Source organism: Acidovorax sp. FW305-C-20-28, assembly GCF_058783375.1.
Window position 1 is genome coordinate 16,582 of record NZ_JBYSYM010000010.1, and the last position, 23,209, is coordinate 39,790.

19 protein-coding genes are annotated in these 23,209 nt (G+C 66.7%); 10 read left to right on the forward strand and 9 right to left on the reverse strand.

The features are described 5' to 3' along the window. Positions 1–5 precede the first annotated feature (5 nt). The 6 genes from preA (at position 6) to AC3WOH_RS13310 (ending at position 10,074) form a co-directional block, all read left to right on the forward strand. Positions 6–1,319 (forward strand): NAD-dependent dihydropyrimidine dehydrogenase subunit PreA, encoded by a 1,314-nt coding sequence (gene preA, locus AC3WOH_RS13285; RefSeq protein WP_492229804.1) that lies wholly within the window; start codon positions 6–8, stop codon positions 1,317–1,319. 137 nt (positions 1,320–1,456) lie between these two features. Beyond that, positions 1,457–2,950 (forward strand): NCS1 family nucleobase:cation symporter-1, encoded by a 1,494-nt coding sequence (locus AC3WOH_RS13290; RefSeq protein ID WP_492229805.1) that lies wholly within the window; start codon positions 1,457–1,459, stop codon positions 2,948–2,950. Between the two features lie 84 nt (positions 2,951–3,034). Beyond that, positions 3,035–4,507: a dihydropyrimidinase gene (gene hydA, locus AC3WOH_RS13295; RefSeq protein ID WP_492229806.1), complete on the forward strand. Its 1,473-nt coding sequence runs from the start codon at positions 3,035–3,037 to the stop codon at positions 4,505–4,507. Between the two features lie 16 nt (positions 4,508–4,523). Then, positions 4,524–5,780, forward strand: a complete 1,257-nt coding sequence (locus tag AC3WOH_RS13300; RefSeq protein WP_492229807.1) for a Zn-dependent hydrolase — start codon at positions 4,524–4,526, stop codon at positions 5,778–5,780. A gap of 500 nt (positions 5,781–6,280) precedes the next feature. Next, a complete protein-coding gene (locus AC3WOH_RS13305) occupies positions 6,281–7,804 on the forward strand; it encodes a methyl-accepting chemotaxis protein (protein WP_492229808.1) in 1,524 nt (507 codons plus the stop codon). A gap of 146 nt (positions 7,805–7,950) precedes the next feature. Then, positions 7,951–10,074, forward strand: a complete 2,124-nt coding sequence (locus tag AC3WOH_RS13310; protein ID WP_492229809.1) for a putative bifunctional diguanylate cyclase/phosphodiesterase — start codon at positions 7,951–7,953, stop codon at positions 10,072–10,074. 33 nt (positions 10,075–10,107) lie between these two features. Here AC3WOH_RS13310 and AC3WOH_RS13315 read toward each other — a convergent pair whose 3' ends face one another. Genes AC3WOH_RS13315 through AC3WOH_RS13330 form a run of 4 tightly spaced genes read right to left on the reverse strand, consistent with a single transcriptional unit; the run spans position 10,108 to position 14,963 of the window. Continuing rightward, the gene (locus AC3WOH_RS13315) at positions 10,108–11,160 is read right to left on the reverse strand and encodes a bifunctional nicotinamide-nucleotide adenylyltransferase/Nudix hydroxylase (RefSeq protein ID WP_492229810.1); all 1,053 of its coding nucleotides are present in this window, start codon (positions 11,158–11,160) and stop codon (positions 10,108–10,110) included. A 14-nt stretch (positions 11,161–11,174) separates the two neighbouring features. Next, complete coding sequence (locus tag AC3WOH_RS13320; protein ID WP_492229811.1) at positions 11,175–12,875, reverse strand: NAD+ synthase; 1,701 nt, start codon at positions 12,873–12,875, stop codon at positions 11,175–11,177. A 31-nt stretch (positions 12,876–12,906) separates the two neighbouring features. Continuing rightward, entirely contained in the window at positions 12,907–14,097 is a 1,191-nt protein-coding gene (gene pncB / locus AC3WOH_RS13325; protein ID WP_492229812.1) for a nicotinate phosphoribosyltransferase, read from the reverse strand. An 11-nt stretch (positions 14,098–14,108) separates the two neighbouring features. Further along, positions 14,109–14,963: a cysteine hydrolase family protein gene (locus AC3WOH_RS13330; protein ID WP_492229813.1), complete on the reverse strand. Its 855-nt coding sequence runs from the start codon at positions 14,961–14,963 to the stop codon at positions 14,109–14,111. A 310-nt stretch (positions 14,964–15,273) separates the two neighbouring features. On the opposite strand from AC3WOH_RS13330, the gene AC3WOH_RS13335 reads away from it, so the two are divergent. After that, the gene (locus AC3WOH_RS13335) at positions 15,274–16,515 is read left to right on the forward strand and encodes a diguanylate cyclase (protein WP_492229814.1); all 1,242 of its coding nucleotides are present in this window, start codon (positions 15,274–15,276) and stop codon (positions 16,513–16,515) included. 31 nt (positions 16,516–16,546) lie between these two features. Here the strand turns inward: AC3WOH_RS13335 and AC3WOH_RS13340 are convergent, their stop codons facing one another. The 3 genes from AC3WOH_RS13340 to metK all read right to left on the reverse strand — a co-directional run bounded on the left by AC3WOH_RS13340 (position 16,547) and on the right by metK (position 18,797). Beyond that, positions 16,547–17,002, reverse strand: coding sequence for a hemerythrin domain-containing protein (locus AC3WOH_RS13340; protein WP_492229815.1), 456 nt, complete (start codon positions 17,000–17,002; stop codon positions 16,547–16,549). 86 nt (positions 17,003–17,088) lie between these two features. Then, positions 17,089–17,274 (reverse strand): DUF1328 domain-containing protein, encoded by a 186-nt coding sequence (locus AC3WOH_RS13345; RefSeq protein WP_492229816.1) that lies wholly within the window; start codon positions 17,272–17,274, stop codon positions 17,089–17,091. Positions 17,275–17,615: 341 nt separating this feature from the next. Continuing rightward, on the reverse strand, positions 17,616–18,797 hold the full coding sequence (gene metK / locus AC3WOH_RS13350; protein WP_184859682.1) for a methionine adenosyltransferase: 1,182 nt from the start codon (positions 18,795–18,797) through the stop codon (positions 17,616–17,618). Positions 18,798–18,929: 132 nt separating this feature from the next. Between metK and AC3WOH_RS13355 the strand changes: the two genes are divergently transcribed. After that, complete coding sequence (locus AC3WOH_RS13355) at positions 18,930–19,784, forward strand: lysophospholipid acyltransferase family protein (protein WP_492229817.1); 855 nt, start codon at positions 18,930–18,932, stop codon at positions 19,782–19,784. Then, positions 19,781–20,647: a lysophospholipid acyltransferase family protein gene (locus AC3WOH_RS13360; RefSeq protein ID WP_492229818.1), complete on the forward strand. Its 867-nt coding sequence runs from the start codon at positions 19,781–19,783 to the stop codon at positions 20,645–20,647. The genes AC3WOH_RS13355 and AC3WOH_RS13360 overlap by 4 nt, the downstream gene beginning before the upstream one ends. Positions 20,648–20,659: 12 nt before the next feature. Here AC3WOH_RS13360 and AC3WOH_RS13365 read toward each other — a convergent pair whose 3' ends face one another. Beyond that, positions 20,660–21,565, reverse strand: a complete 906-nt coding sequence (locus AC3WOH_RS13365) for an alpha/beta fold hydrolase (RefSeq protein WP_492229819.1) — start codon at positions 21,563–21,565, stop codon at positions 20,660–20,662. Positions 21,566–21,619: 54 nt separating this feature from the next. Next, positions 21,620–22,363, reverse strand: coding sequence for a ribosome biogenesis GTP-binding protein YihA/YsxC (gene yihA, locus AC3WOH_RS13370; RefSeq protein ID WP_492229820.1), 744 nt, complete (start codon positions 22,361–22,363; stop codon positions 21,620–21,622). A 75-nt stretch (positions 22,364–22,438) separates the two neighbouring features. Here yihA and AC3WOH_RS13375 point away from each other — a divergent pair, with 75 nt between their 5' ends. Continuing rightward, a complete protein-coding gene (locus AC3WOH_RS13375) occupies positions 22,439–23,083 on the forward strand; it encodes a c-type cytochrome (RefSeq protein ID WP_184859692.1) in 645 nt (214 codons plus the stop codon). The last annotated feature ends 126 nt before the right edge of the window (positions 23,084–23,209 follow it).

Below are 23,209 nucleotides of genomic sequence, written 5' to 3' on the forward strand. Positions count from 1 at the left end.
GCACCATGGCCGATATCCGCAGCAATTTTCTGGGCATCCAGAGTCCCAACCCCTTCTGGCTGGCTTCGGCGCCGCCCACCGACAAGGAGATCAATGTCACCCGCGCCTTCGAAGCCGGCTGGGGCGGCGTGGTCTGGAAGACCCTGGGCGAGGACCCCTCGGTCGTCAACGTCAACGGCCCGCGCTACTCCACGCTGATGTCGCAGGACCGGCATGTGATCGGGCTGAACAACATCGAGCTCATCACCGACCGGCCCCTGCACACCAACCTGGAGGAAATCAAGCGCGTCAAGCGCAACTGGCCCGACCGCGCCATGGTCGTCTCGCTCATGGTGCCCTGCGAGGAGCAGAGCTGGAAGAGCATTCTGCCGATGGTTGAGGACACCGGTGCCGATGGCATCGAGCTCAACTTCGGCTGCCCGCACGGCATGAGCGAACGCGGCATGGGCGCCGCCGTGGGCCAGGTGCCCGAGTACATCCAGATGGTCACGGCCTGGTGCAAGCACTACAGCCGCCTGCCGGTCATCGTGAAGCTCACGCCCAACATCACCGACGTGCGCCACCCGGCGCGCGCGGCCAAGGCGGGCGGGGCCGATGCGGTGTCGCTGATCAACACCATCAACTCCATCATGGGCGTGGACCTTGACCGCATGGTCATGAGCCCTAGCACCGACGGCTGGGGCTCGCACGGTGGCTACTGCGGCCCGGCCGTCAAGCCCATCGCCCTGAACATGGTGGCCGAGATCGCGCGCGATGCGCAGACTGCCGGCCTGCCCATCAGCGGCATCGGTGGCATCACCACCTGGCGCGATGCGGCCGAGTACATCGCCCTGGGCTGCGGCACGGTGCAGGTGTGCACGGCCGCCATGGTCTACGGCTTCAAGATCGTGCAGGACATGTGCGACGGCCTGTCCAACTTCATGGACGAACACGGCTACGCGACCATCGATGACTTCCGCGGCCAGGCCGTGCCCACCGTCAAGGACTGGAAGAACCTCAACCTCAACCACATCGACAAGGCCGTCATCAACCAGGACGCCTGCATCCAGTGCGGCCGCTGCCACGTGGTCTGCGAGGACACCTCGCACCAGGCCATCACCTTCACCAAGGAAGGCGGGGTGCGCAAGTTCGAGGTCAACGATGCCGAGTGCGTGGGCTGCAACCTGTGTGTCTCGATCTGCCCCGTGCCCGAGTGCATCACGCTGCGCAGCCTGGAGCCGGGCGAGGTGGATGCGCGCACCGGCAAGGTGGTCACGGGCGAGTACGCCAACTGGACCACCCACCCGAACAACCCGCAGCGGGTGGTGGCGCCGGCCTGACGAACGGATGCCCACGACAGGCCAAAAGCCCCTACAGTGCGGCAGGCAGTCGGGGCGCCGGCAAAGGTTCGGGGCGTGCGGACTGCCCACGAAGCGATGAATGACTATTCCAACACCGACACCGAGGAGATAGCCCAATGACGACGACACCGTATTCGTCCGGCGCGCCCAGCGAGCTGTGGAACGACGACCTGGCCCCCACCCAACTGCACCAGCGCACCTGGCGCTGGTACCACTTTGCAGCCCTGTGGGTGGGCATGGTGATGTGCATCCCGGCCTACATGCTGGCCGCCAGCCTGATCGAGAGCGGCATGTCCTGGGGGCAGGCCGTGGGCACGGTGTTCCTGGGCAATCTGATCGTGCTGCTGCCCATGCTGCTCATCGGGCATGCGGGCGCCAAGTACGGCATTCCCTATGCAGTGCTGGCGCGCGCCTCGTTCGGCACCAGCGGCGCCAAGCTGCCCGCGCTGCTGCGGGCGCTGGTGGCCTGCGGCTGGTACGGCATCCAGACCTGGTTCGGCGGCATGATGATCTACACCCTGGTGGGCGTGCTCATCGGTCACCCGCTGGAGGGTGACAAGATCGCCGGCCTGGGCATCAACATCGGGCAACTGGTCTGTTTCCTGATTTTCTGGGCCATCCAGTTCTACTTCGTGGTGCACGGCATCGAGTCCATCCGCAAGCTCGAGACCTGGACCGCGCCGATCAAGATCGTGATCTGCTTCGTGTTGCTGTGGTGGGCCTATGACAAGGCCGGTGGCTTCGGCCCCATCCTGGAGCAGCCCTCGCAATTCGCACCGGGCGGCAAGAAGGAGGGGCAGTTCGCCGCCACCTTCTGGCCGTCGCTGACCGCCATGGTGGGCTTCTGGGCCACGCTGGCGCTCAACATCCCCGACTTCACGCGCTTTGCCAAGTCGCAGCGCGACCAGGTCGTGGGCCAGGCCATCGGCCTGCCCGTGCCCATGGGCCTTTTGGCCGCGCTGGCGGTGTTCGTGACCTCGGCCACCGTGGTCATCTACGGCAAGGCCCTGTGGGATCCCGTGGACCTGGCCAGCCGCATGACCGGTGCAGCCGTGCTCATCGCGCTGATCATCCTGCTGATCGATACCGTGAGCGTGAACCTGGCCGCCAACCTGGTCGGCCCGGCCTATGACTTCTCGGCGCTGAGCCCCTCGCGCATCAGCTATCGCGTGGGCGGCTACGTCACCGTGGGCATTGCCATCCTGATGATGCCCTGGAAGATTCTCGAATCCACCCAGGGCTACATCTTCACCTGGCTGATCGGCTACTCCGCGCTGCTCGGCCCCGTGGCCGGCATCCTGATGGTGGACTACTACCTGATCCGCCGCACCGAGCTCGACGTCGACGCGCTGTACGACGAGCGCGGCCGCTACAGCTACAGCAATGGCTGGAACTGGGTGGCCGTGGCGGCCTTCGTGCTGGGCGTGGCGCCCAACATCCCGGGCTTCCTGAACGCCGCCTTCCCCGCGAGCTTCCCCAACGTGGGCGAGGCGTTCAAGCAGATCTACGCCTATGCCTGGTTCATCGGCCTGGCCATCGCAGCCGTGGTCTACCGTGCCGGCATGGCAAGCAAGATGCCCGCGCGTGGCGCTGTGCTCCGCAAGGTCTGACCTTGCATCCGGGCCACCCTGTGCGGCCCGTCCCAACCATACCGGCGCTTGCGAGGGTGCCGGCCCACCTGCCGGAGAAACCGCATGACTAACGCTCCCTCTGCCTTTCAAGACGCCCTGCTGATCCGCGGCGGCACCGTGGTCAACGCTGACCGTGAACAGCGCGCCGACGTGCTGTGCGCGGGCGGGCGCATCGTCGCCGTGGGCGACGGTGCGGCGGCCCTGGCCCCGGCCGGCACGCAAACGCTGGACGCCAGCGGCCAGTACGTGCTGCCCGGCGGGATCGATCCGCACACCCACATGCAGCTGCCGTTCATGGGCACCGTCACCATGGACGACTTCTTCACCGGCACGGCAGCGGCGCTGGCGGGGGGCACCACCAGCATCATCGACTTCGTGATCCCCGACCCGCAGGAGCCCATCCTGGACGCCTACCGCAAGTGGCGCGGCTGGGCCGAGAAGTCCGCGGCCGACTACAGCTTCCACGTCGCCATCACCTGGTGGAGCGAGCAGGTGCGCGCCGACATGGGCACCCTGGTGCAGGACGAGGGCGTGAACAGCTTCAAGCACTTCATGGCCTACAAGAACGCCATCATGTGCGACGACGAGACCCTGGTGAACAGCTTCAAGCGCGCCCTGGAGCTGGGCGCCATGCCCACGGTGCACGCCGAGAACGGCGAGCTTGTGTATCTGCTGCAGCAGGAAGTGGCCAAGATGGGCATCACCGGGCCCGAGGGCCATCCCCTGTCCCGCCCGCCCATGGTCGAGGCCGAGGCCGCCAACCGCGCCATCGCGATTGCCGACGTGCTGGGCGTACCCATCTACGTGGTGCATGTGAGCTGCATCGAGTCGGCCGACGCCATTGCCCGCGCCCGCGCGCGTGGCCAGCGCGTGTACGGCGAAGTGCTGGCGGGCCACCTGCTGGTGGACGAAAGCGTGTACCGCGACCCCGACTTTGCCAAGGCGGCCGCTTACGTGATGAGTCCCCCGTTTCGCCCCAAGGGCCACCAGGAGGCGCTGTGGCGCGGCCTGCAGTCGGGCCAGTTGCACACCACCGCCACCGACCACTGCACCTTCTGCGCCGCGCAGAAGGCCATGGGCAAGGAGAGCTTTGCCAAGATCCCCAACGGTACGGGCGGTGTGGAGGAGCGCATGGCGGCCATCTGGGATGGTGGCGTCAACACCGGGCGGCTCACGCCCAGCGAGTTCGTGGCCATCACCTCGGCCAATGCGGCCAAGCTGTTCAACATCTACCCGCGCAAGGGCTTCATCGGCGAAGGTGCCGATGCCGACCTGGTGCTGTGGGACCCCGAGGGCACCAAGACCTTCACGGCCAAGACCCAGCACAGCAAGGGCGACTTCAACATCTTCGAGGGCCGCACCGTGCGCGGCATCCCGAGCCACACCGTGAGCCAGGGCCGCGTGGTGTTTGCCAACGGCGATCTGCGCGCCGAGCAGGGCAAGGGCCGCTACATCAAGCGCCCGGCCTTCGGCGCCAACTTCCAGGCCGTGCAAAAGCGCACCCAGGACCTCGCACCCACGGCGGTGGCCCGCTGATCGCATGGAGAACAACATGGACACCAAAGTGAAAACCGATATCGAGAACCTGCGCATCAACGGCGAGCGCCTGTGGGATTCGCTCATGGAACTGGCGCAGATCGGCGCCACGCCCAAGGGCGGCGTGTGCCGTCTCACGCTGACCGACCTGGACAAGCAAGGCCGCGACCTGGTCACGCGCTGGGCGCGCGAGGCCGGCATGAGCGTGACCATCGACCAGATCGGCAACGGCTTCATGCGCCGACCCGGGCGCAACAACAGCCTGCCGCCCATCATGACCGGCAGCCACATCGACACCCAGCCCACGGGCGGCAAGTTCGATGGCAACTACGGCGTGCTGGCCGGCATCGAGGTGGTGCGCACCCTGAACGACCATGGCATCGAGACCGAGGCGCCGATCGAGGTGGCCTTCTGGACCAACGAAGAGGGCTCGCGCTTCGTGCCGGTGATGATGGGATCGGGCGTGTTCGCCAAAGCCTTCACGCTGGAGCATGCCTACGCCGCCACCGATACCGAGGGCAAGACCGTCAAGGGCGAGCTCGAACGCATCGGCTACATCGGCGAGCAGGTACCGGGCGACCACCCCATCGGCGCCTACTTCGAGACCCACATCGAGCAGGGCCCGGTGCTGGAGGACCATGACAAGACCATCGGCGTGGTGACCGGCGTGCTGGGCATCCGCTGGTACGACTGCACCGTGACCGGCATGGAGGCCCATGCCGGCCCCACGCCCATGGCCCTGCGCAAGGATGCGCTGCAGGTCGCCACCCACCTCATGCAGGAGGTGGTGGCCTGCGCCCACCGCCACCCACCGCACGGTCGCGGCACCGTGGGCATGGTGCACGTGCACCCCAACAGCCGCAATGTGATCCCCGGGCAGGTCAAGTTCAGCATCGACCTGCGCAACGCCACCGATGCGCTGTGCGAAAGCATGGACCAGGACATCCGCGCCGTGGCCGCCAGGCTCAGTGCCGACACCGGCCTGGCGATCACGATCGAGCAGGTCTCGGCCTACCCGGCCCAGGTCTTCCACGCCGACTGCGTGGACGCCGTGGCGCGCGCTGCGGCCAAGCTGGGCTACTCCAACATGCCCGCCGTCTCGGGCGCGGGGCACGATGCCGTTTACATGGCACGCCTGGCACCGGCCGGCATGGTGTTCATCCCCTGCAAGGACGGCATCAGCCACAACGAGATCGAGGACGCCAAGCCCGAGCACATCACCGCCGGGTGCAATGTGCTGCTGCACGCCATGCTGGAGCGTGCCGGGACCTGAAGTGAAACACCCCCTGAGTCGCTTCGCGCCTCGGTGCCACCGCCAGAGGCGGTGGCTCTTCGGGCACGTCCAAGCCTGCGCAGGCAGGCTTGGAGCCGCGGCCCTCAGCCCCTCTCTCGACTCGCTGCGCGAGTCGGGAGGGGGACGCCCCCAGTGCGGCGGGGCGGCCCTTGCACGGGGGCACTGGCTTGGGTCGCGCCAGTTTTATGCGTCGCGGGTGGCGCGCAGCGCTATGGGTAACTGACACCGTCTTGCCGTGGGTTTGCCTGCGCGTTGTGGCTGCGCCACACGCGCAATGGGCTTTACATGGGCCGCCCTCTCCCGCGCCGAGGGTACCTACCGGCCTGCGGCGCCCAGCCCATGCGACCATGGGGCTGCCTTTCCGTACGGTGAAATTGTGACAAAACCGTGACAAAACACGGGTTTGATGAAAAATTGGGCAGCTTGGGCGTATCTTCTGGTTACGTCTTGTTCCGTATCCTGAAAGAGAAAGCCTGCCCATGAAATTGCGAACCCGGATCCTCTGGCTCTGTGCGGCTACCTTGCTGGGCCTGGTCGTGCTGTCTGCCGTCGCCCTGACCACGCTGTACCAGTCGATGATGAAGGAGCGCACGGCCCAGCTGTCCAACCTGGTGGTGCTTGCACATGCCGCAGCCCAGAAGTCCTACGAACAGGAAAAGAGCGGCGCGCTCTCCCGCGAGGAGGCGCAGAAGCAGGCCCGCAGCAACATCGGCAGCTTTGTCGAGAAGGACAAGTATTTCTTCGTGCGTGGCTTCACCAACGACGTGAACTACGTGCACCCCAACCCCAAGCGCATCGGTATCGTCGATGAAAAGGGCGGCAAGGAAGCCGGCGTGCGCTACCGCGCCGCGCTGCAGGGCAAGACCATCGGCACGGTGATCGCCAAGGGCACGCGCCCCGGTGCCAAGGACGAGGTGGAGAAGCTCTACGCCATCATCAAGTTCGAGCCTTGGGACTGGACCATCGGCTTTGGCGACTACATCGACGACATCGACGACGCCTTCTGGCGCAACACGGCCATCCTGCTGTCCATCGGCGCGGTGCTCATGCTCATCGTTGCGCTCATGGCCTGGCGCATGCTGCGCACCCTGGTGCACCAGCTCGGTGGCGAACCCCAATACGCGGCCGAGGTGGTCACGCAGATCGCCGAGGGCAACCTGGCCGTGGAAGTGGTCACCCTGCCGGGCGATGAGACCAGCATCCTGCATGCCATTCGCGCCATGCGCGACAACCTGGCCCACCTGGTGCGCCAGGTGCGCGACAGCACCGATTCGATCAACACTGCGTCGGCCGAGATCGCGGCCGGCAACGGTGACCTGTCGGGCCGCACCGAATCCCAGGCCAGCGCGCTGCAGGAGACGGCCGCATCGATGGAGCAACTGACTTCCACCGTGCAGCAGAATGCCGAGAACGCCCGCCGCGCCGACCAACTCGCGCGCACGGCCTCCGACATGGCCGTGCGCGGCGGCGACGTGGTGCAGCAGGTGGTGGGCACCATGGGCTCTATTGACCAGTCCTCGCGCAAGATCGTGGACATCATCAGCGTCATCGACGGCATCGCCTTCCAGACCAACATCCTGGCGCTCAATGCGGCGGTCGAAGCGGCGCGTGCCGGTGAGCAGGGGCGTGGCTTTGCGGTGGTGGCCAGCGAGGTGCGCAGCCTGGCACAGCGCAGCGCTGCGGCAGCCAAGGAGATCAAGGGCCTGATCGATGACTCCGTGGCCAAGGTGGGCGTGGGCACGCAGTTGGTGGAACAGGCCGGCTCGACCATGCGCGAGGTGGTCGAAGGCGTGAAGAACGTGACCACCATGGTGGCCGAGATCAGCGCCGCCAGCGGCGAGCAGAGCGCCGGCATCGCCCAGGTCAACCAGGCCATCTCGCAGATGGACCAGGGCACGCAGCAGAACGCCGCGCTGGTCGAGGAGGCCCTGGCCGCCGCCCAGTCGCTGAGCCAGCAGGCCGTGGCCCTGTCGCAGACCGTGGGGCAGTTCCGCGTGGCCTGAGCGGACGGGCCTGTGGAGGCCGATGGGCTGGTCAAAGCGCGCTGGACATGCCACGGGAGTGTGCGAAGATGCAAGCAATTGCATCTGGCGCAAGCCGCCCTTGCGTTTGACTCACACCGACCTGCCCTGACGCCCATGCCCGCCCCGTGCTTGCCGACCCTTCCGCGCATGCAGGCCGCGCGCCCGACGCCGGGCTGCGGGCTGGGATGAGCCTGTCGGTGCCCATCCCGGCAGCACGCCTGCCGGCCAGCCGCCTGCCGTCGGGCAATGAACTGGCCGCGCGTGCCGTGCGCTATGCGGCCCTGGAGTGGCTGTCACGCCCGGTGTGGGTGTTCGACATCGATGGCCGCTGCGTGCACTGGGCCAACACCCCCGCGCTGGCCGTGTGGAATGCTGCCACGCTGGCCGAGCTGTGCGGGCGCGACATGGGGCATGACATGTCCGAATCGGTGGCGCGGCGCCTGGCCCAGTACCAGAGCGACTTCGTATTGCGCGCCGATGCCAGCTTCAACGAGCAGTGGACCATCTACCCCGGTGGCGTGGCGGTGTCCCTGAACGTGCGCTTCAGCGGCCACCGCTTGCCCGATGGCCGCATGAGCATGCTCTGCGAGGCCGAGCCCGTGGGCATGGTGCCCCCCGAGTCCCTGCGCTCGGTGGAAGCCTTGCTGCACACCGCGGTCATGATCACCCTGTACGACCAGGGCGGAGCGGCCCTGTACCGCAACCCGGCGGCGCGGGCCGCCGTGCTCAGCCCGGGCGAGCGGCTGCAGGACCGCATCGGCAGCACCGCGGCTTTCACCGCACTCGCGCGCAGCCTGGAGCAGCACGGCGTGGGCACGCTCACGCTGGCTGTGCGCACCCCCCTGGGCGACCGCTGGCACGAGCTGTCGGCGCGCCGCTGCAAGGACGCCGTCACGGGCCTGGAGGCGGTGCTGGTGAGCGAGGCCGACATCAGCGCCATCAAGCACACGGAGGAGCGCGCCAATTTCCAGTCGCTGCACGATGTGCTCACCGGCCTGCCCAACCGGGCCCACTTCGCGCAGCGCTTTGTGCGTGCCATGGAGGAGGCCCGGGCCCAGTCGCTGGAGGCGGCGCTGCTGCTCATCGACCTGGACCACTTCAAGGACGTGAACGACACGCTGGGCCACGCGGCGGGCGACGAGCTGCTGGTGGCCATGGCGCAGCGCCTGCGCCATGCACGCCATGGCACCGAGGTGCTGGCCCGCTGGGGCGGCGACGAGTTCCTGGTGCTGCTCACATCGCCGCGCATCCGCGCGGACCTGGATGCGCTGCACGAGCGCATCTCGGTCGCGCTGGCTGCGCCGTTGGCCGTGGCCGGCACGCAACTGCGCGTGACTTCCAGCATCGGGGTGGCGCTGTACCCGCAGGATGGCGAAACCATCGAGCTCCTGCTGCGCAACGCCGACCTGGCGATGTATGCGGCCAAGGAGCGCGGGCGCAATACGCTGGCCTACTTCGACGGGCACATGGCCGAGACGGTGCGCAGCCGCACCGAGCTCGAAAAAGAACTGCGCCAGGCGCTGGAGCGCGAGGAGTTCGAGGTGTACTTCCAGCCCCGCGTCGATGTGGCCACCAACCGCATCCGCGCGGTGGAAGCCCTGGTGCGCTGGAACCACCCGCGCCTGGGCCTGGTGTCTCCCGCCTATTTCATTCCGGCCTGCGAGACCATGGGCCTGATCGGCGCGCTCGGGCTCTGGGTGCTGGCACAGGCGGCGCACCAGCAGGTGGCGTGGGCGGCCCAGGGTTGGGACCTGGTGGTGTCGGTCAATCTGTCGCCGCGCCAGTTCGCCTCGTCCGACCTGCTGCATGACATCACCGAGGTGCTGCGCCAGACTGGCGTGAATCCCGCCCGCATGGAGCTGGAGATCACCGAATCCATCCTGCTGGGCGAAGACCAGCATGTGCTGAGCGTGCTGCGGGAACTGTCGGCGCTGGGCTTGACCATTGCGCTGGACGACTTCGGCACGGGCTACTCCAACCTGGCCTACCTGCAGCGCTTTCCGGTCCACACGCTCAAGATCGACAAGACCTTCATCCAGGACACGGACGCCAACCGCTCGCTCGCCGAGCTCATCGTGTCGCTGTCCAACCTGATGAAGCTCACCGCCGTGGCCGAAGGCGTGGAGACGCAGGAACAGCTCGACTGGGTGGCGCGCCGGGGCATCGCGCAGTACCAGGGCTATCTGTACGCACGGCCCATGCCGGTGCGTGCTTTCACCGACTGGCTGCGCGACCATCCCATGCGCTGATCGGCCGCGCAGCCGATCAACGCAGGCGTGACCTCAGCGCCCGGACGGAGGCCGTGCGCCGGTCAGGCCCAGGAAATGGTCCAGCATGTGGAAGTGGTCCTCGAAGAAGGCCTCTTCCATGCCGGCCAACGCGCTGATCGGCGTCCATTGCACCAATTGCGCATCGTCGTCGGCCTGCACGGCAGGGAACGGAGCATTGCCCAGGTCGAAGTAGTGTGCGTGCGTGAGTGTGCGCCCGCGCTGGCTGCGGTCGGGGTGGTCGAACACGGCAACTGCCTGCAGTGCGGCGCGCATGGTGGCCTCGGGCAGGGCGCAGTGGGTTTCCTCCACCAGTTCGCGCAGGCAGGACTGCCACACTGTCTCGCGCTGCTCGATGAAGCCGCCGGGCACGGCCAGCTGGCCCTTGCCGGGGGCGTGGGCACGGCGGATCAGCAGCACCTGGTCCTGGCAGCGCAGCACGGCGTCCACGGTGACGAAGACCGGCGGGTAGGGCGCGGCCGACCAGGCCTCGCGGTAGCGGCGCAGCATGCGCCATTCCTCCTGCAGCGCCGGGTAGTGCGGCGTCTGGGCAAAGGCGTCGAGAAAGGCCAGGGTACTGGCCGGCATCTCGCCCTGCAGACCGGACAGGCCCGCGCGCACCGTCTCGGGCGTGGCGCCGAAATAGGCGTCGCGGATGGCGGTGGCGTCGATGCGGCCCTGGCGCTCCATGTGGATCAGCTCCCAGCCCGGGAAGGCGCTCAGGTAGCTGCTGGTCGCGTCCTTGAAATGGCCCACCAGCCCGATGCGCCCGGCCCCGGGCGCGATGCGGGCCACGCCTTCGCGCACGGCCTGCACCCACACGGCCTCGTTGTAGTAGTCGCGCACGGGCAGCACCTGTACGCGGGCGCGGTCGGCCTCGGGCAGGGCCTCGCGCAGCATCTGCTCGCGTTCGGCAGCGGTGAAGGGGTTCTTGGGCGAGCGGGCCTGCCAGGCCGAGCCCATGACCACGATGACGTGGCGTGCGCTGTCCAGCGCGCGCTGCAGCAGGGCCATGTGGCCCTGGTGGACCGGTTCGAAGCGGCCGATATAGATGGCGGTGTCGTACATGGGGCTCTATTGGATCAGACGTAGCGGGCCGCGATCGGCATCTGCCGGCCGCTGCCGAAGGCGCGGGCACGCACGCGCACGATGGGCGGCGCCTGGCGGCGCTTGTATTCGTTGCGGGCGACCATCATGCGCACGCGCTGCACCAGGGCTTTGCCATCGTCGCTTTGCTCCAGTTGCTGCACAAAGCTGCGCGACGCTGCGTACTCCAAGGGCCCCAGGCGATCGCCCTCGATCAGTTGCTTGAGGATTTCGTCGAGCACGGGGTAGGGAGGCAGGCTGTCGACATCGCGCTGGTTCGGTGCCAGTTCGGCCGAGGGCTCCTTGTCGATGATGGCCTGGGGGATCAGCTCGCGCCCCGCGTGGTCGTTGACGTGGCGCGACAGGGCGAAGACTTCTGTCTTGTAGAGGTCCCCGATCAGCCCCAGGCCGCCGTTGGTGTCGCCATACAGGGTGCAGTAGCCCACCGAGATCTCCGACTTGTTGCCCGTGGTGAGCAGCAGGTGGCCGAAGGCGTTGGAGTACTCCATGAGGATGGTGCCGCGGATGCGCGCCTGCAGGTTCTCCAGCGGCAGGCCCTGCAGGGCCTGGCCGAAGCTCGCCTCGAACTGCTGGGCATAGCCCGCCACCAGTTCGGCGATGGGGTGGGTGTGCAGCCGCACGCCCAGGTTGCGGCACAGGGCCACCGAGTCATCGACCGAGCCGCTCGAAGAGAAGCGCGAGGGCATGGTCACGCCCACCACGTTCTCGGGGCCCAGCGCCTGGGCGGCCAGGGCCAGGGTCAGGGCGCTGTCGATGCCGCCCGAGCTGCCCACCACCACCTGCTTGAAGCCGCAGCGGCGCGCATAGTCCGACAGGCCCAGCACGATCTGCTGGCGGTAGAACTCCATCGTGGGCAGGCCCTCGGCGGGCACGGGCTGCGGTGCCTGGCCTTCGGCCGTGAGGAAGCGGCCGCTGTCGAATTGCAGGGTGCGCACGTCTTCGACGAAGCGCTGGGCCTCGAAAACCACGCCGGCCTCAGGCTCCACAGCGAAGGAGGCGCCGTCGTAGACCACCTGGTCGTGCCCGCCGATCTGGTTCACGTAGAGGATGGGCAGGCCGTTGCGGCGCGCGGCGTCGCCGAAGATCTGGTGGCGCTGCTCGCGCTTGGCGATGTGGCTGGGGCTGGCGTTGATGCTCACCACCAGGTCGGGCGCGGCGTCGCGCATGCGGTCGAAAGGGTTGGTGGCATAGTCTGCACCGCTGTCGTTCCAGCCGTCCTCGCAGATGAGCAGGCCCACCTGGGCGTTGCCGATGCGCAGCACCTTGGCCACGTCGGGCCCGGGCTCGAAGTGGCGGCGCTCGTCGAAGATGTTGTAGGTGGGCAAGAGCTGCTTGGCATAGCGCAGCCGCACCTCGCCGCCGCGCAGCACCAGCAGGCTGTTGTGCAGGCGCTTGCCGGGGCCCTGGGCCGGCGTGGGTGCGCCCACCACCCAGTGGAGCTGGGGCAGCTCGGCCGAGGCCTGCTGCAGCGCGGCCAGGCCATCGGCCACGCGCTGCTGGAAGGCGCTTTCGTCGAGCATATCGCCCGGGTAGTAGCCGCACAGCGCGAGTTCGCTGAAGACCACGAGGTCGGCCTGCTCGCTGGCGGCCTGCCGGGCAGCGGCCACCATGCGTGCGACATTGCCTTCGATGTCGCCGACGGTGAAGTTGAGTTGGGCGATGGTGATGCGGAGCATGCGTTCTTTTCCTTGTGGTGGATCCCTGTGCTCATCCCTTGACGTTGAATACCTGGCGCAGGTAGGCCAAAAAGGTTTCATCGTCGCACAGCGTCTTGCCGGGCGTGTCCGACAGCTTGGCCACGGGCTGGCCGTTGGCGCGCGTGAGCTTCATCACGATGTTCAGCGGCGTCTGCCCCATGTCGTTGGTCAGGTGGGTGCCGATGCCAAAGCCCAGCTGCGTGCGGTCGCCGAAATGCTGGTACAGCGCAAGCGCCTTGGGCAGGGTGAGCCCGTCGGAGAACACCAGGCGCTTGGTGTGCGCATCGATGCGCAGGCGCGCATAGTGGGCCAAGGCCTTTTCGCCCCACACCACCGGGTCGCCCGAGTCGTGGCGCAGGCCGTCGAACAGCTTGGCGAAGTACAGGTCGAAGTCGGCCAGAAAGGCGTCCATGCCCACGGTGTCGGTCAGCGCGATCCCCAGGTCGCCGCGGTATTCCTGCACCCAGTCCTCCAGTGCCGTGTTCTGGAAGTCGCGCAGCCGCACGCCCAGGGCCTGGTAGGTCTGCAGGTATTCGTGTGCCATGGTGCCGATGGGCACCAGGCCCAGGTCGCGCGCCAGCAGCACATTGGAGGTGCCCTTGAACCATTGCGGTGTTTCTTGGGCGAAGGCCTGCACCACCTCGCGCTGCCAGGCGCCGCTGTAGCGCCGGCGCAGACCGAAGTCGAACAGCTCGAACGGGTGGCGGTGCGTGGCCTGCTGCGCCAGATCCTTCAGGGTCTCGATCTTCACGGCCAGGCGGCGGCGCCCTTCGGCGAGTGCCGCGGCCGGGTCGAAGCGCCGGAAGTACAACTCGTTGACGATGGCCAGCACGAAGATCTCGAAGCCCATCACGTGCACCTGCGGGCCGCGCGCGACGATGTGCAGTTGCCCATCCTGGGCCGATGCCTCGATGAAGCTGCGCTGGAACTGGAAGATACGCAAGAAATCGATGAAGTCGCTCTTGATGTAGCGCAGGGCGCCCACGTAGGCCAGTTCATCGGGCGTGAAGCGCAGCGTGCACAGGTGGTCGAGTTCGGCATTCACCTCGCCCAGCAACTCGGTGAGCGGGTAAGCGCTCTGGTTGCGGCAGACGAAGCGGTACTCGCTCTGTGTCTGCGGGTGGCCGTGCAGCAGGGCCTGCCACATGGTGAACTTGTAGAGGTCGGTATCGAGCAGGCTGTGGATCACATGGTCGGTCATGAAGATGCTCCTCAGAAATTGTCGGTGCTGCGGGCCAGCTGCACGCCCTGGGCGCGCATGGCATCGAGAAAGTCGGTGTGCTGGGCCTCGAAGCCGCCCACGGGGCTCATGCAGTCGGTCAGCAGGGTGATGCGCGCGGGCGTCCAGCCCGGCTGCAGCCGGGGCAGGTGCTGCACGATGTGCTCGGTGGTGGCGCGCACACAGTGGCTGCTGGCCTCGCCCGCGATGAACAGCCGCTCGGCCGTGCCCAGTGCTGCCAGGAGGCGGGTGTTGAGGGCCGTGTCGGGGTCTTGTGCGTCGGGCACCTCGGCTTCGATGGCGCTGTAGTGCTCGGTGAAGGGGTTGGTGCCCTTGAAAACATTGCGCACTGCGCGCTGGCGCTGCAGCTGCCAGGCGCCACAGGCGGCCTGCACCTCGGCGTGCACGCCATGGCCCCAGCTGCCGATCTCGCAGTGCATGGGCCACACCATCAAGGTGTAGCGCCCTTGCTGCTCCAGTGCATCGAGGTAGCGCAGCGTGCGCTCAAGCAGGGTGGTGTCGCGCGGTAGGAAGGCGCCAGCGCGCACCTGGGCTGCCGTGATGGGCGTGAAGGCCGGCACGGCCTTGCCGTCGGCCTGCTGCCAGTAGCCGGGGTGGGCGATGTCGAAGACCTGGTGCGAGTCCAGCGTGAGGGTGATGGCATCAAGCCGGCTGCCGTGGGCGCGGATGAATGCGGCTGTGCGCTGCATGTCGGCATGGGCGCCTGCGACGGGGAGCGAGGGGGCGATGCGCATGCCCGTGGTCGGCGCGGTGGCTTGCCATGCGGTGGGCAGGTCGCAGAAATCGTTTTGCGGGTCGATCACCAGAAGCTGGGTGCGGTATGCCATGGTTTTTCTCCTGTCGGTGGCTGCAGTGTAAAACAGTTAATTCAATTGTGCAACTAACATGACCTGGTGGTGAGAAGAATGCCCCGGGAGTCGGGCGGCTCCAAGAGGGTTGGCGCGGCACCGGTGGTCGAAATTCATTGGACCGGCCCGCAGAAATCTGGCAAAAACGAAAATTTTGTGTCCCGTTGCAAGGGGTGGCGGGTCCGATGCGGGGCACGCGATCACGGCCGGGGCGCAGGGCGGGCTGCGCAATGCCTGCTTGCCATCCGTCATACATGCTGGCTACAGTCGGCCACAAGGGGTTCTTTTCATGTCATTGCGGCTCAAATTCAATCTGGTGCTGGCCTGCGTGCTGCTGGTGGCGGCGGCAGGCACGGGCCTGTATGTGCACCGCTTTTTGCAAAAGACCGCCATCGAGGAGGTGCAGCACAACTCGCAGCTCATGATGCATGCGGCCATGGCCATCCGCGACTACACCACCGAGCTGGTCAAGCCGCACCTCGATGTGACGCTGGCCGAGCAGTTCCTGCCGCAGACGGTGCCGGCCTTTGCCGCCACCGAAACGCTGCGCCGGCTGCAGAGCCGCTTCCCGGGCTACGAGTACAAGGAGGCGGTGCTCAACCCCACCAACCTGCGCGACCGTGCCAACGAGTGGGAAGAACGCATCATCAAGGACTTCCGCGACGGCCGGGCCGACCTCAAGAAGGAAGTGACGGGGGAGGTGGGTGAGGGCATGCACCGCACGCTGTATGTGGCGCGCCCCATCACCATCAAGCAGCCGCAATGCCTGGCTTGCCACAGCACGCCTGCTGCCGCGCCACCCACCATGCTCAAGATCTACGGCGACAAGAACGGCTTTGGCTGGCAGATGAACGAAACCATCGGCATCCAGGTGGTGCGGGTGCCCATGTTCTACCCGCTGGAGAAGGCGCGCACGACCTTCAACACGGTGATGACGGCACTGGCCGGCAGCTTCCTGCTGCTGTTCGCGGTGCTGAACCTGTCGCTGTCCTCGCTGGTCATCGAGCCCATGGCGCGCCTGAACCGCAAGCTCGAAGACCTGGCCACCAAGGACTTCCTGACCGACCTGGTCAATCGCCGCAAGTTCTTCGAGCGGCTGGAAGCCGAGATGGCCGATACACGCATCAAGAAGAGCAGCCTGTCGGTCGTGATGTTCGACATCGACTTCTTCAAGCGCATCAACGACACCTTCGGGCACGACTCGGGCGACGTGGTGCTCAAGGCCACGGCCCTGCGGGTGCGCGAGTTGCTGCGCTCTTCCGACTGCGCGGCGCGTTTTGGGGGCGAGGAGTTCATCCTGCTGCTCAAGGAAACGCCGGTGGATGCCGCCATGGCCATGGCCGAAGCCGTGCGCGCGCGCATCGCCGGCGTGCCTTTTGATTCGGTGGGCCACGTGAGCGCCAGCTTCGGTGTGGCCACCTGGAACCAGGTGGAAGATGCGCACGCGCTGATCAAGCGTGCCGACACGGCCCTGTACGTGGCCAAGTCCAGCGGCCGCAACTGCGTGGTGCAGGCCAAGGACGCGGTCTGAGCCTGCGTCCCGGCGCGCCACGGCTGCGCCCTCAGGCCGTGGCAGCCTTGGCCTCGTCGTAGTCGGTGAGGTAGTCGCTGGCCAGGGAGGACTTCTGCTTCTCCGTCAGCAGCTTGCCTGCCATCTGGAAGAAACGATGCTCCTCTTCCTTGAGGTGGTGCTCTACCTTCTCGGCCAGCTTTTTCGCCAGGGGCAGCCAGGCGGGGGTGGACGGATCGGCTTCCTCCAGCGACTCCACCAGTTCGTCGATCTGATGGTGCTCCGAGATCGCGTGGCGCGACAGGTCCATGCCGGCATCGAGTTGCATCAGCGGGGCATAGAAATTCCGGTCTTCGGCCAGTTCGTGGGCCGCCAGCTCGTTCTTGAGCTGCTGGAACAGTTCGTGGCGCTCGGGCGTGTCGCCACTGGTTTTCACCAGCTTGCGGTACAACTCGCGCTGGCGTTCATGGCTCTCGCGCAGGGCCTCGAAGATGTTCTGCTCGCTCATGGTGTGGTGTCCTTTCCCTCTTTGTCATTGATTCATGGGCAGGCGAGGGCATGCAGCCTTGCCGGCCCTGCGAGCGCTCGGGCTTGCTACTTGAGCGCCTTGCGGGCGGCCCCGACGCCGAGGACCGCCAGCACCACGAAGATGGCCGCCAGCACCAGGAACAGCACGAACAGGACCTTGGCGATGCCAGCGGTGCCTGCGGCCACGCCGGTGAAGCCCATGGCACCAGCAACCAGCGAGATCAGGGCAAAAATGATGGCGTACTTGAGCATGATGGTGTCTTCCTTGCAGTGGGTGCAGCGGCTGCTGCGAAAGGGTGTGACGGAACGATACCGGGGTGCCTTTGCCAGTGCCGTCGGCAGGTGTGGGATGCGGATGTAGGAGGGCGCCCACTGAGCGGAACACACGCCAATGAAAAAAGCCGCAGCGCGTGAGCGCTGCGGCTTTCCTTTCAACCATCGGCCAAGCAGGCCGAGTGGGATGTGTGTGACTTTACAGCCCGGCTGCCGCGCGAAGCGCAGCAGCTTTGTCGGTCTTCTGGTCTGCGCTCACATCGCTTGCGCGATATGAGCTTCGCCCACGTACCGACAAGCCGCGCCTGCGCGCGGAGGGCTTACAGCCCTGCTGCTGCACGGAGTGCAGCAGCCTTGTCCGTACGTTCCCAGGTGAACTCGGGTTCTTCGCGGCCGAAGTGGCCGTAGGCGGCGGTCTTTTCGTAGATCGGGCGCAGCAGGTCCAGCATCTGGATGATGCCCTTGGGGCGCAGGTCGAAGTGCGCGCGCACCAGCTTGGCGATCTGGTCGTCGGGGATGACGCCCGTGCCTTCGGTGTAGACCGTGATGTTCATCGGCTCGGCCACGCCGATCGCGTACGCCACCTGGATCTGGCACTGGCGGGCCAGGCCGGCGGCCACGATGTTCTTGGCCACGTAGCGGGCGGCATAGGCGGCCGAGCGGTCTACCTTCGTTGGATCCTTGCCGCTGAAGGCGCCGCCGCCGTGGGGGCAGGCACCGCCGTAGGTGTCGACGATGATCTTGCGGCCCGTGAGGCCACAGTCGCCTTGCGGGCCGCCGATGACGAAGCGGCCGGTGGGGTTGATCAGGTAGCGCGTGTCCTGCAGCCATTCCTTGGGCAGCACGGGCTTGATGATTTCCTCGATGACGGCTTCGGTGAACGAGGCCTTCATCTTGGTCTGCGATTCGCTCTGATCGGGGTGGTGCTGGGTGGAGAGCACCACGGTGTCGATGCTGTGGGGCTTGCCGTCCACGTAGCGCATGGTCACCTGGCTCTTGGCGTCAGGGCGCAGGAAGGGCAGGCGGCCGTCCTTGCGCAGCTGGGCCTGGCGCTCCACGAGGCGGTGGGCGTAGTAGATGGGCGCGGGCATCAGCTCGGGCGTCTCGTCGCAGGCGTAGCCGAACATCAGACCCTGGTCGCCGGCGCCGGTGTTCAGGTGGTCGTCGCTGGCATGGTCCACGCCCTGGGCGATGTCGTTGGACTGCTTGTCGTAGGCCACGAGCACGGCGCAGCCCTTGTAGTCGATGCCGTAGTCGGTGTTGTCGTAACCGATGCGCTTGATGGTGTCGCGTGCCACCTGGATGTAGTCCACATGGGCGTTGGTCGTGATTTCACCTGCCAGCACCACGAGACCGGTGTTGGTCAGCGTTTCGGCGGCGACGCGACTGCGCGGGTCTTGCTTGAAGATGGCATCGAGAATCGCGTCCGAGATCTGGTCAGCCACCTTGTCGGGGTGGCCTTCGGAGACGGATTCCGAGGTAAAGAGAAAGTCGTTCGCCATTTGAATAAACTCCTGTGTTCCGGCATTTGGGGCGTTGCCCTCACCCCGAAGGAGCTTTGGCGAACGCTTTAGCAGAAATATTTACCGTCGCCCTGCAAGTTGCTCATTTAACTCAGCGACCCCGACATTTTAATGCCATCTTTGTTCCGTCTCTTTTCCGTGTTCCCACTGTGGCTGCTCCATGGCCTGGGCGCTGCCATGGGCTGGCTGGCATTTCTGGCCTCGCCGATCTACCGCGGGCGTTTCCGGGCCAATGCCGCCCTGGCGGGTTACCGCTTTGGCGAGGTGCGCGGTGCGGTGGCCCATGCAGGCCGCATGGTGGCCGAGCTGCCGCGCCTGTGGCTGGGGGCGCCACTGCCCTACCGCATCGAGGGTGGCGCCTGCGTGGAGGCGGCCTATGCCCAGGGCCGCGGCATCCTGTACCTCACGCCACACCTGGGCTGCTTCGAGTTCTCGGCCCAGGCGGCAGCCCAGCGCTGGAGCGCCGAGCACGGCCCCATCACCGTGCTCTACCGCCCCGCCCGCCAGCCCTGGCTGGCCAAGGTGATGGAAACCGCGCGCAACCGGCCCGGCATGCTGGCCGTGCCGACCAATCTTTCTGGCGTGCGCCAGATGATCAAGGCATTGCGCCGCGGCGAGGCCGTGGGCCTGCTGCCCGACCAGGTGCCGCCGCATGGACAGGGCCAGTGGAGCCCGTTCTTCGGCAAGGACGCCTACACCATGACGCTGGCCGTGCGCCTGGCCCACCAGACGGGTGCGAGCGTGGTGCTGGCGCGCTGCGAGCGCCTGTCCTGGGGCCGTGGTTATGTCGTGCATTTCGAACCCCTGCCCGCAGCCCCGCTGGCACCAGACGCTGACGCAGCCCTGCTGCAGATCAACCAGGCCATGGAACATTTGATACGACAGTCCCCCGACCAATACCTGTGGGGCTACGGCCGCTACAAGGAGCCCCGCGTGGAAGCAGCCCCCGCCGGAGGTGCCGCATGACCGGTCGCCTGGGGGTGTGGTTCATGCGCGTGCTGGCCCTGCTGCCATTGCGCGTGCTGCGGGCCATGGGCTGGCTGATCGGCCAGGCGCTGTACCTGCTGGCGGCGCCGCGGCGCAGGGTGGCGCTGCGTAACCTGGAATTGTGCTTCCCGGAGTTCACCGAGGCCCAGCGGCGCCAGTGGGCGCGCGAGAGCTTTGTCGGTTTTTGCCAGACCTGGCTGGACCGCAGCTGGCTGTGGTTCGCGCCGCGCGAGACGGTGCTCAAGCGGGTCAAGCTGCAGGGTGCGCTGGACGAATTGCTGGGCGACACGCCCACCATCATCTTCGCTCCGCATTTCTACGGCATGGACGCAGGGGGCTCGGCGCTCACCCTGCACACCGACCGGGCCTTCACATCGATCTTCACCCCCCAGCCCGATCCGGCGGTGGATGTCTGGATCCGCAACGGGCGCCAGCGCTTTGGCAATGTGCGCATGCTCAATCGCGGCGATGGCGTCAAGCCCATCCTGAGCGGTCTGCGCAAGGGCGGCCTCTTGTACCTGCTACCCGACATGGATTTCGGGCGCAACGATTCGCTGTTCGTGCCGTTCTACGGGGTCACGGCGGCCACCGTGCCCTCGCTCTCGCGCTTTGCGCGGCTGGGGCGCGCGAAGGTGATCTCCATGGTCACGCGCATCACGCCCACGGGCTACCTGGCCGAGATCTCGCCGGCCTGGCCCGGCTATCCCACCGAAGATGCCGAGGCCGACACGGCGCTCATGAACCGGCATCTGCAGTCTTACATCGACGTCTCGCCCGGCCAGTATTACTGGGTGCACAAGCGCTTCAAGACCCGGCCTGAGGGCGATCCCTCCATCTACTGAGGCGCGGCGGGCTCAGGCCTGGCCAAGAAAGCGCCCCAGCGCACTCATCACCCGCTCCGGCTGCTCGTGCACCACCCAGTGGGAGGCGCCTTCTACGCGGTCGATCTGCAGCTGGGGGATCCAGCCGGGCAGGCCGTCGAGCAAACCGGGCAAGAGGGCCGGATCCTGCATGGCCCAGACCACCAGGGTGGGGATGGACACGGTCAGCATGCTCTCGGGCAAGGTGATGCCGGCGATGGTGTTGTCGTCGCCGCGGGGCGGGCGCAGAGGGCTGGCACGGTAGTAGTTGCAGGCGCCGGTCAAGCCTTGCTGCCACAGAGCGCGGTAGCGGGCACGCACTTCTGCGGTCAGCCAGGCAGGGGCACGCCCCTCGGGGTCGTCGAAGAAGGCGAACAGGCGCGCGAAATCGTTCTCGGCCAGCAAGGTTTCAGCATCGGGCCGGCACAGGAAGTGCATGTACTGGCTGTTGGCCTGTTGCGCCGGGTTGTGCTGCAGCTCGCGCAGGAAAGCGCCGGGGTGGGGGGAGTTGACGATGGCCAGGCGTTCCATCCGCTTCGGGTGCTGGTTGGCCAGGTTCCAGGCCACGGCGCCTCCCCAGTCATGGGCCACCAGGCAGGCCAGTGGCTGGCCGGGGCTCACGGCATCGATCAGCGCTGCCAGGTCCTGCACCAGGTGTTTGGCCCGGTAGGCCTCGACCTCCCTGGGGCTGCTGGACGCGCCAAACCCGCGCAGATAAGGGGCCACGCAGTGGTAGCCGCCGTTTTCGGGCCGCGCAAAATGGGCCAGCAGGGCATCCCAGATGAACGCGCCTTCGGGAAAGCCGTGCAGGAACAGCAGCACCGGCCGGCCGGTGCTGCCACTTTCGCGGCACTGCAGGGTGGTGCCGTGGGGCAGGGGGATGTCGCGGGTCTGGATCATGGCGTTGTTGCTGTCGTTGGGGGCAGCCAACGCCAAGGGACCCGGCGCGGGCGCTCAGTCTTTCTCGGGTTCCTGGTCGCTGGCCGGGTCCATAGCCGGGGCATCGCCGCCAGCCGGTTCGGCGCCAGGCAAAGGGTGGGCCCATTGCCACAGCAACTGGGCCACCTCGTTCACGCCCTGTTTCTTCAGGGCCGAGAACATCTTCACCTCGCCGCCGCCGGCCTGCAGTCGCGTAATCGACAGCACCTTGGCCTGCTCGGCGCGCGTGAGCTTGTCGGCCTTGGTGAGCACGATGAGGAATTTCAGGCCCTCTTCGACCCGCGGGCGCACCGCTTCGAGCAGTGCTTCGTCGAGTTCCGTGAGGCCCAGGCGCGGGTCGCACAGCAGCACGATGCCGGTAAGGCCCGGGCGGCTGACCAGATAGTTGACCATCACCTGCTGCCAGCGCACCTTGTCCGAGCGCGACACGGCGGCGTAGCCGTAACCCGGCAGGTCGGCCAGCACGGCGTCCATCACGCCCTGCTTGCCCAGGGAAAACAGGTTGATGTGCTGGGTGCGGCCGGGCTTCTTGGAGGCGAAGGCGAGCTGTTTTTGCTGGGTCAGCGTGTTGATGCAGGTGGATTTGCCGGCATTGGAACGGCCCACGAAGGCAATCTCTGGCACCGTGATGGGGGGCAGGTGGTGCAGTTGCGCCGCCGTGGTGAGGAATTTGGCCGTGTGCATCCAACCCATGGCGATCTTGGCGTCGGGTGCGGGCGGAAGAGGGCCAGCAACTGGCGCGGAAGGGGTGGTCGTCATGAGAAGTTGAGATGCGAGTGGGGCCTCATTGTAGAATCGTGGAGATTTGCGTACATAAACACACAGACCCTCGATATGAAGTTGCTCGCCTCTATGCTGATAGCTGCCGCGCTGGCAGCACCTGCTCTTCCGGCCTTTTCCGCGGGCGAGACACCCGCAGCGCCGCCCAAAGCGGCAGCCAAGCCTGATCTGGTCAAGGGCGAGGCCAGCTTCACGGCCGTGTGTGCAGCCTGCCACGGCGCAGATGGCAATTCGGCCATCGCTGCCAACCCCAAGCTGTCGCAGCAGCATCCCGAGTACCTGGTCAAGCAGCTGCAGGAGTTCAAGTCGGGCAAACGCAACGACCCCGTCATGAAGGGCTTTGCCATGGCCCTGTCGGACGAGGACATGAAGAACATTGCCTACTGGGTGACATCCAAGGCGGCCAAGCCCGGCTTTGCCAAGGACAAGGCCCTGGTGTCCCTGGGTGAGCGCATCTACCGCGGAGGCATCGCCGACCGCCAGATCGCCGCCTGCGCAGGCTGTCACAGCCCCAATGGTGCCGGCATCCCCGCCCAGTACCCCCGCCTGTCGGGCCAGCACGCCGACTACACGGCCACGCAGCTGGTCGCCTTCCGCGATGGCAAGCGTGCCAACAGCCTGCAGATGACCCAGGTGGCCGCCAAGCTGAACGATCGCGAGATCAAGGCCGTGGCGGACTACATCGCCGGCCTGCGCTGATTGATTGACCGATCTTCATCAAGTGCAGCCCACCTGACGCGGGCCGCACGGAACCAACCGCCAATAACAAACCCAAAAAGGGCGGGTCCATCGAGCCGATGGTCCCGCCCTTTTTCTTTGCGTGCC

What these genes read in the sequence shown, in the direction of transcription:
- preA (WP_492229804.1), top strand. Translation starts at nt 6, where the DNA reads ATGGCCGATATCCGCAGCAATTTTCTGGGCATCCAGAGTCCCAACCCC.
- AC3WOH_RS13300 (WP_492229807.1), top strand. Translation starts at nt 4,524, where the DNA reads ATGGACACCAAAGTGAAAACCGATATCGAGAACCTGCGCATCAACGGC.
- AC3WOH_RS13290 (WP_492229805.1), top strand. Translation starts at nt 1,457, where the DNA reads ATGACGACGACACCGTATTCGTCCGGCGCGCCCAGCGAGCTGTGGAAC.
- AC3WOH_RS13305 (WP_492229808.1), top strand. Translation starts at nt 6,281, where the DNA reads ATGAAATTGCGAACCCGGATCCTCTGGCTCTGTGCGGCTACCTTGCTG.
- AC3WOH_RS13355 (WP_492229817.1), top strand. Translation starts at nt 18,930, where the DNA reads ATGCCATCTTTGTTCCGTCTCTTTTCCGTGTTCCCACTGTGGCTGCTC.
- AC3WOH_RS13315 (WP_492229810.1), bottom strand. Translation starts at nt 11,160, where the DNA reads ATGTACGACACCGCCATCTATATCGGCCGCTTCGAACCGGTCCACCAG.
- pncB (WP_492229812.1), bottom strand. Translation starts at nt 14,097, where the DNA reads ATGACCGACCATGTGATCCACAGCCTGCTCGATACCGACCTCTACAAG.
- AC3WOH_RS13345 (WP_492229816.1), bottom strand. Translation starts at nt 17,274, where the DNA reads ATGCTCAAGTACGCCATCATTTTTGCCCTGATCTCGCTGGTTGCTGGT.
- hydA (WP_492229806.1), top strand. Translation starts at nt 3,035, where the DNA reads ATGACTAACGCTCCCTCTGCCTTTCAAGACGCCCTGCTGATCCGCGGC.
- AC3WOH_RS13330 (WP_492229813.1), bottom strand. Translation starts at nt 14,963, where the DNA reads ATGGCATACCGCACCCAGCTTCTGGTGATCGACCCGCAAAACGATTTC.
- metK (WP_184859682.1), bottom strand. Translation starts at nt 18,797, where the DNA reads ATGGCGAACGACTTTCTCTTTACCTCGGAATCCGTCTCCGAAGGCCAC.
- AC3WOH_RS13340 (WP_492229815.1), bottom strand. Translation starts at nt 17,002, where the DNA reads ATGAGCGAGCAGAACATCTTCGAGGCCCTGCGCGAGAGCCATGAACGC.
- yihA (WP_492229820.1), bottom strand. Translation starts at nt 22,363, where the DNA reads ATGACGACCACCCCTTCCGCGCCAGTTGCTGGCCCTCTTCCGCCCGCA.
- AC3WOH_RS13335 (WP_492229814.1), top strand. Translation starts at nt 15,274, where the DNA reads ATGTCATTGCGGCTCAAATTCAATCTGGTGCTGGCCTGCGTGCTGCTG.
- AC3WOH_RS13320 (WP_492229811.1), bottom strand. Translation starts at nt 12,875, where the DNA reads ATGCTCCGCATCACCATCGCCCAACTCAACTTCACCGTCGGCGACATC.
- AC3WOH_RS13365 (WP_492229819.1), bottom strand. Translation starts at nt 21,565, where the DNA reads ATGATCCAGACCCGCGACATCCCCCTGCCCCACGGCACCACCCTGCAG.
- AC3WOH_RS13360 (WP_492229818.1), top strand. Translation starts at nt 19,781, where the DNA reads ATGACCGGTCGCCTGGGGGTGTGGTTCATGCGCGTGCTGGCCCTGCTG.
- AC3WOH_RS13375 (WP_184859692.1), top strand. Translation starts at nt 22,439, where the DNA reads ATGAAGTTGCTCGCCTCTATGCTGATAGCTGCCGCGCTGGCAGCACCT.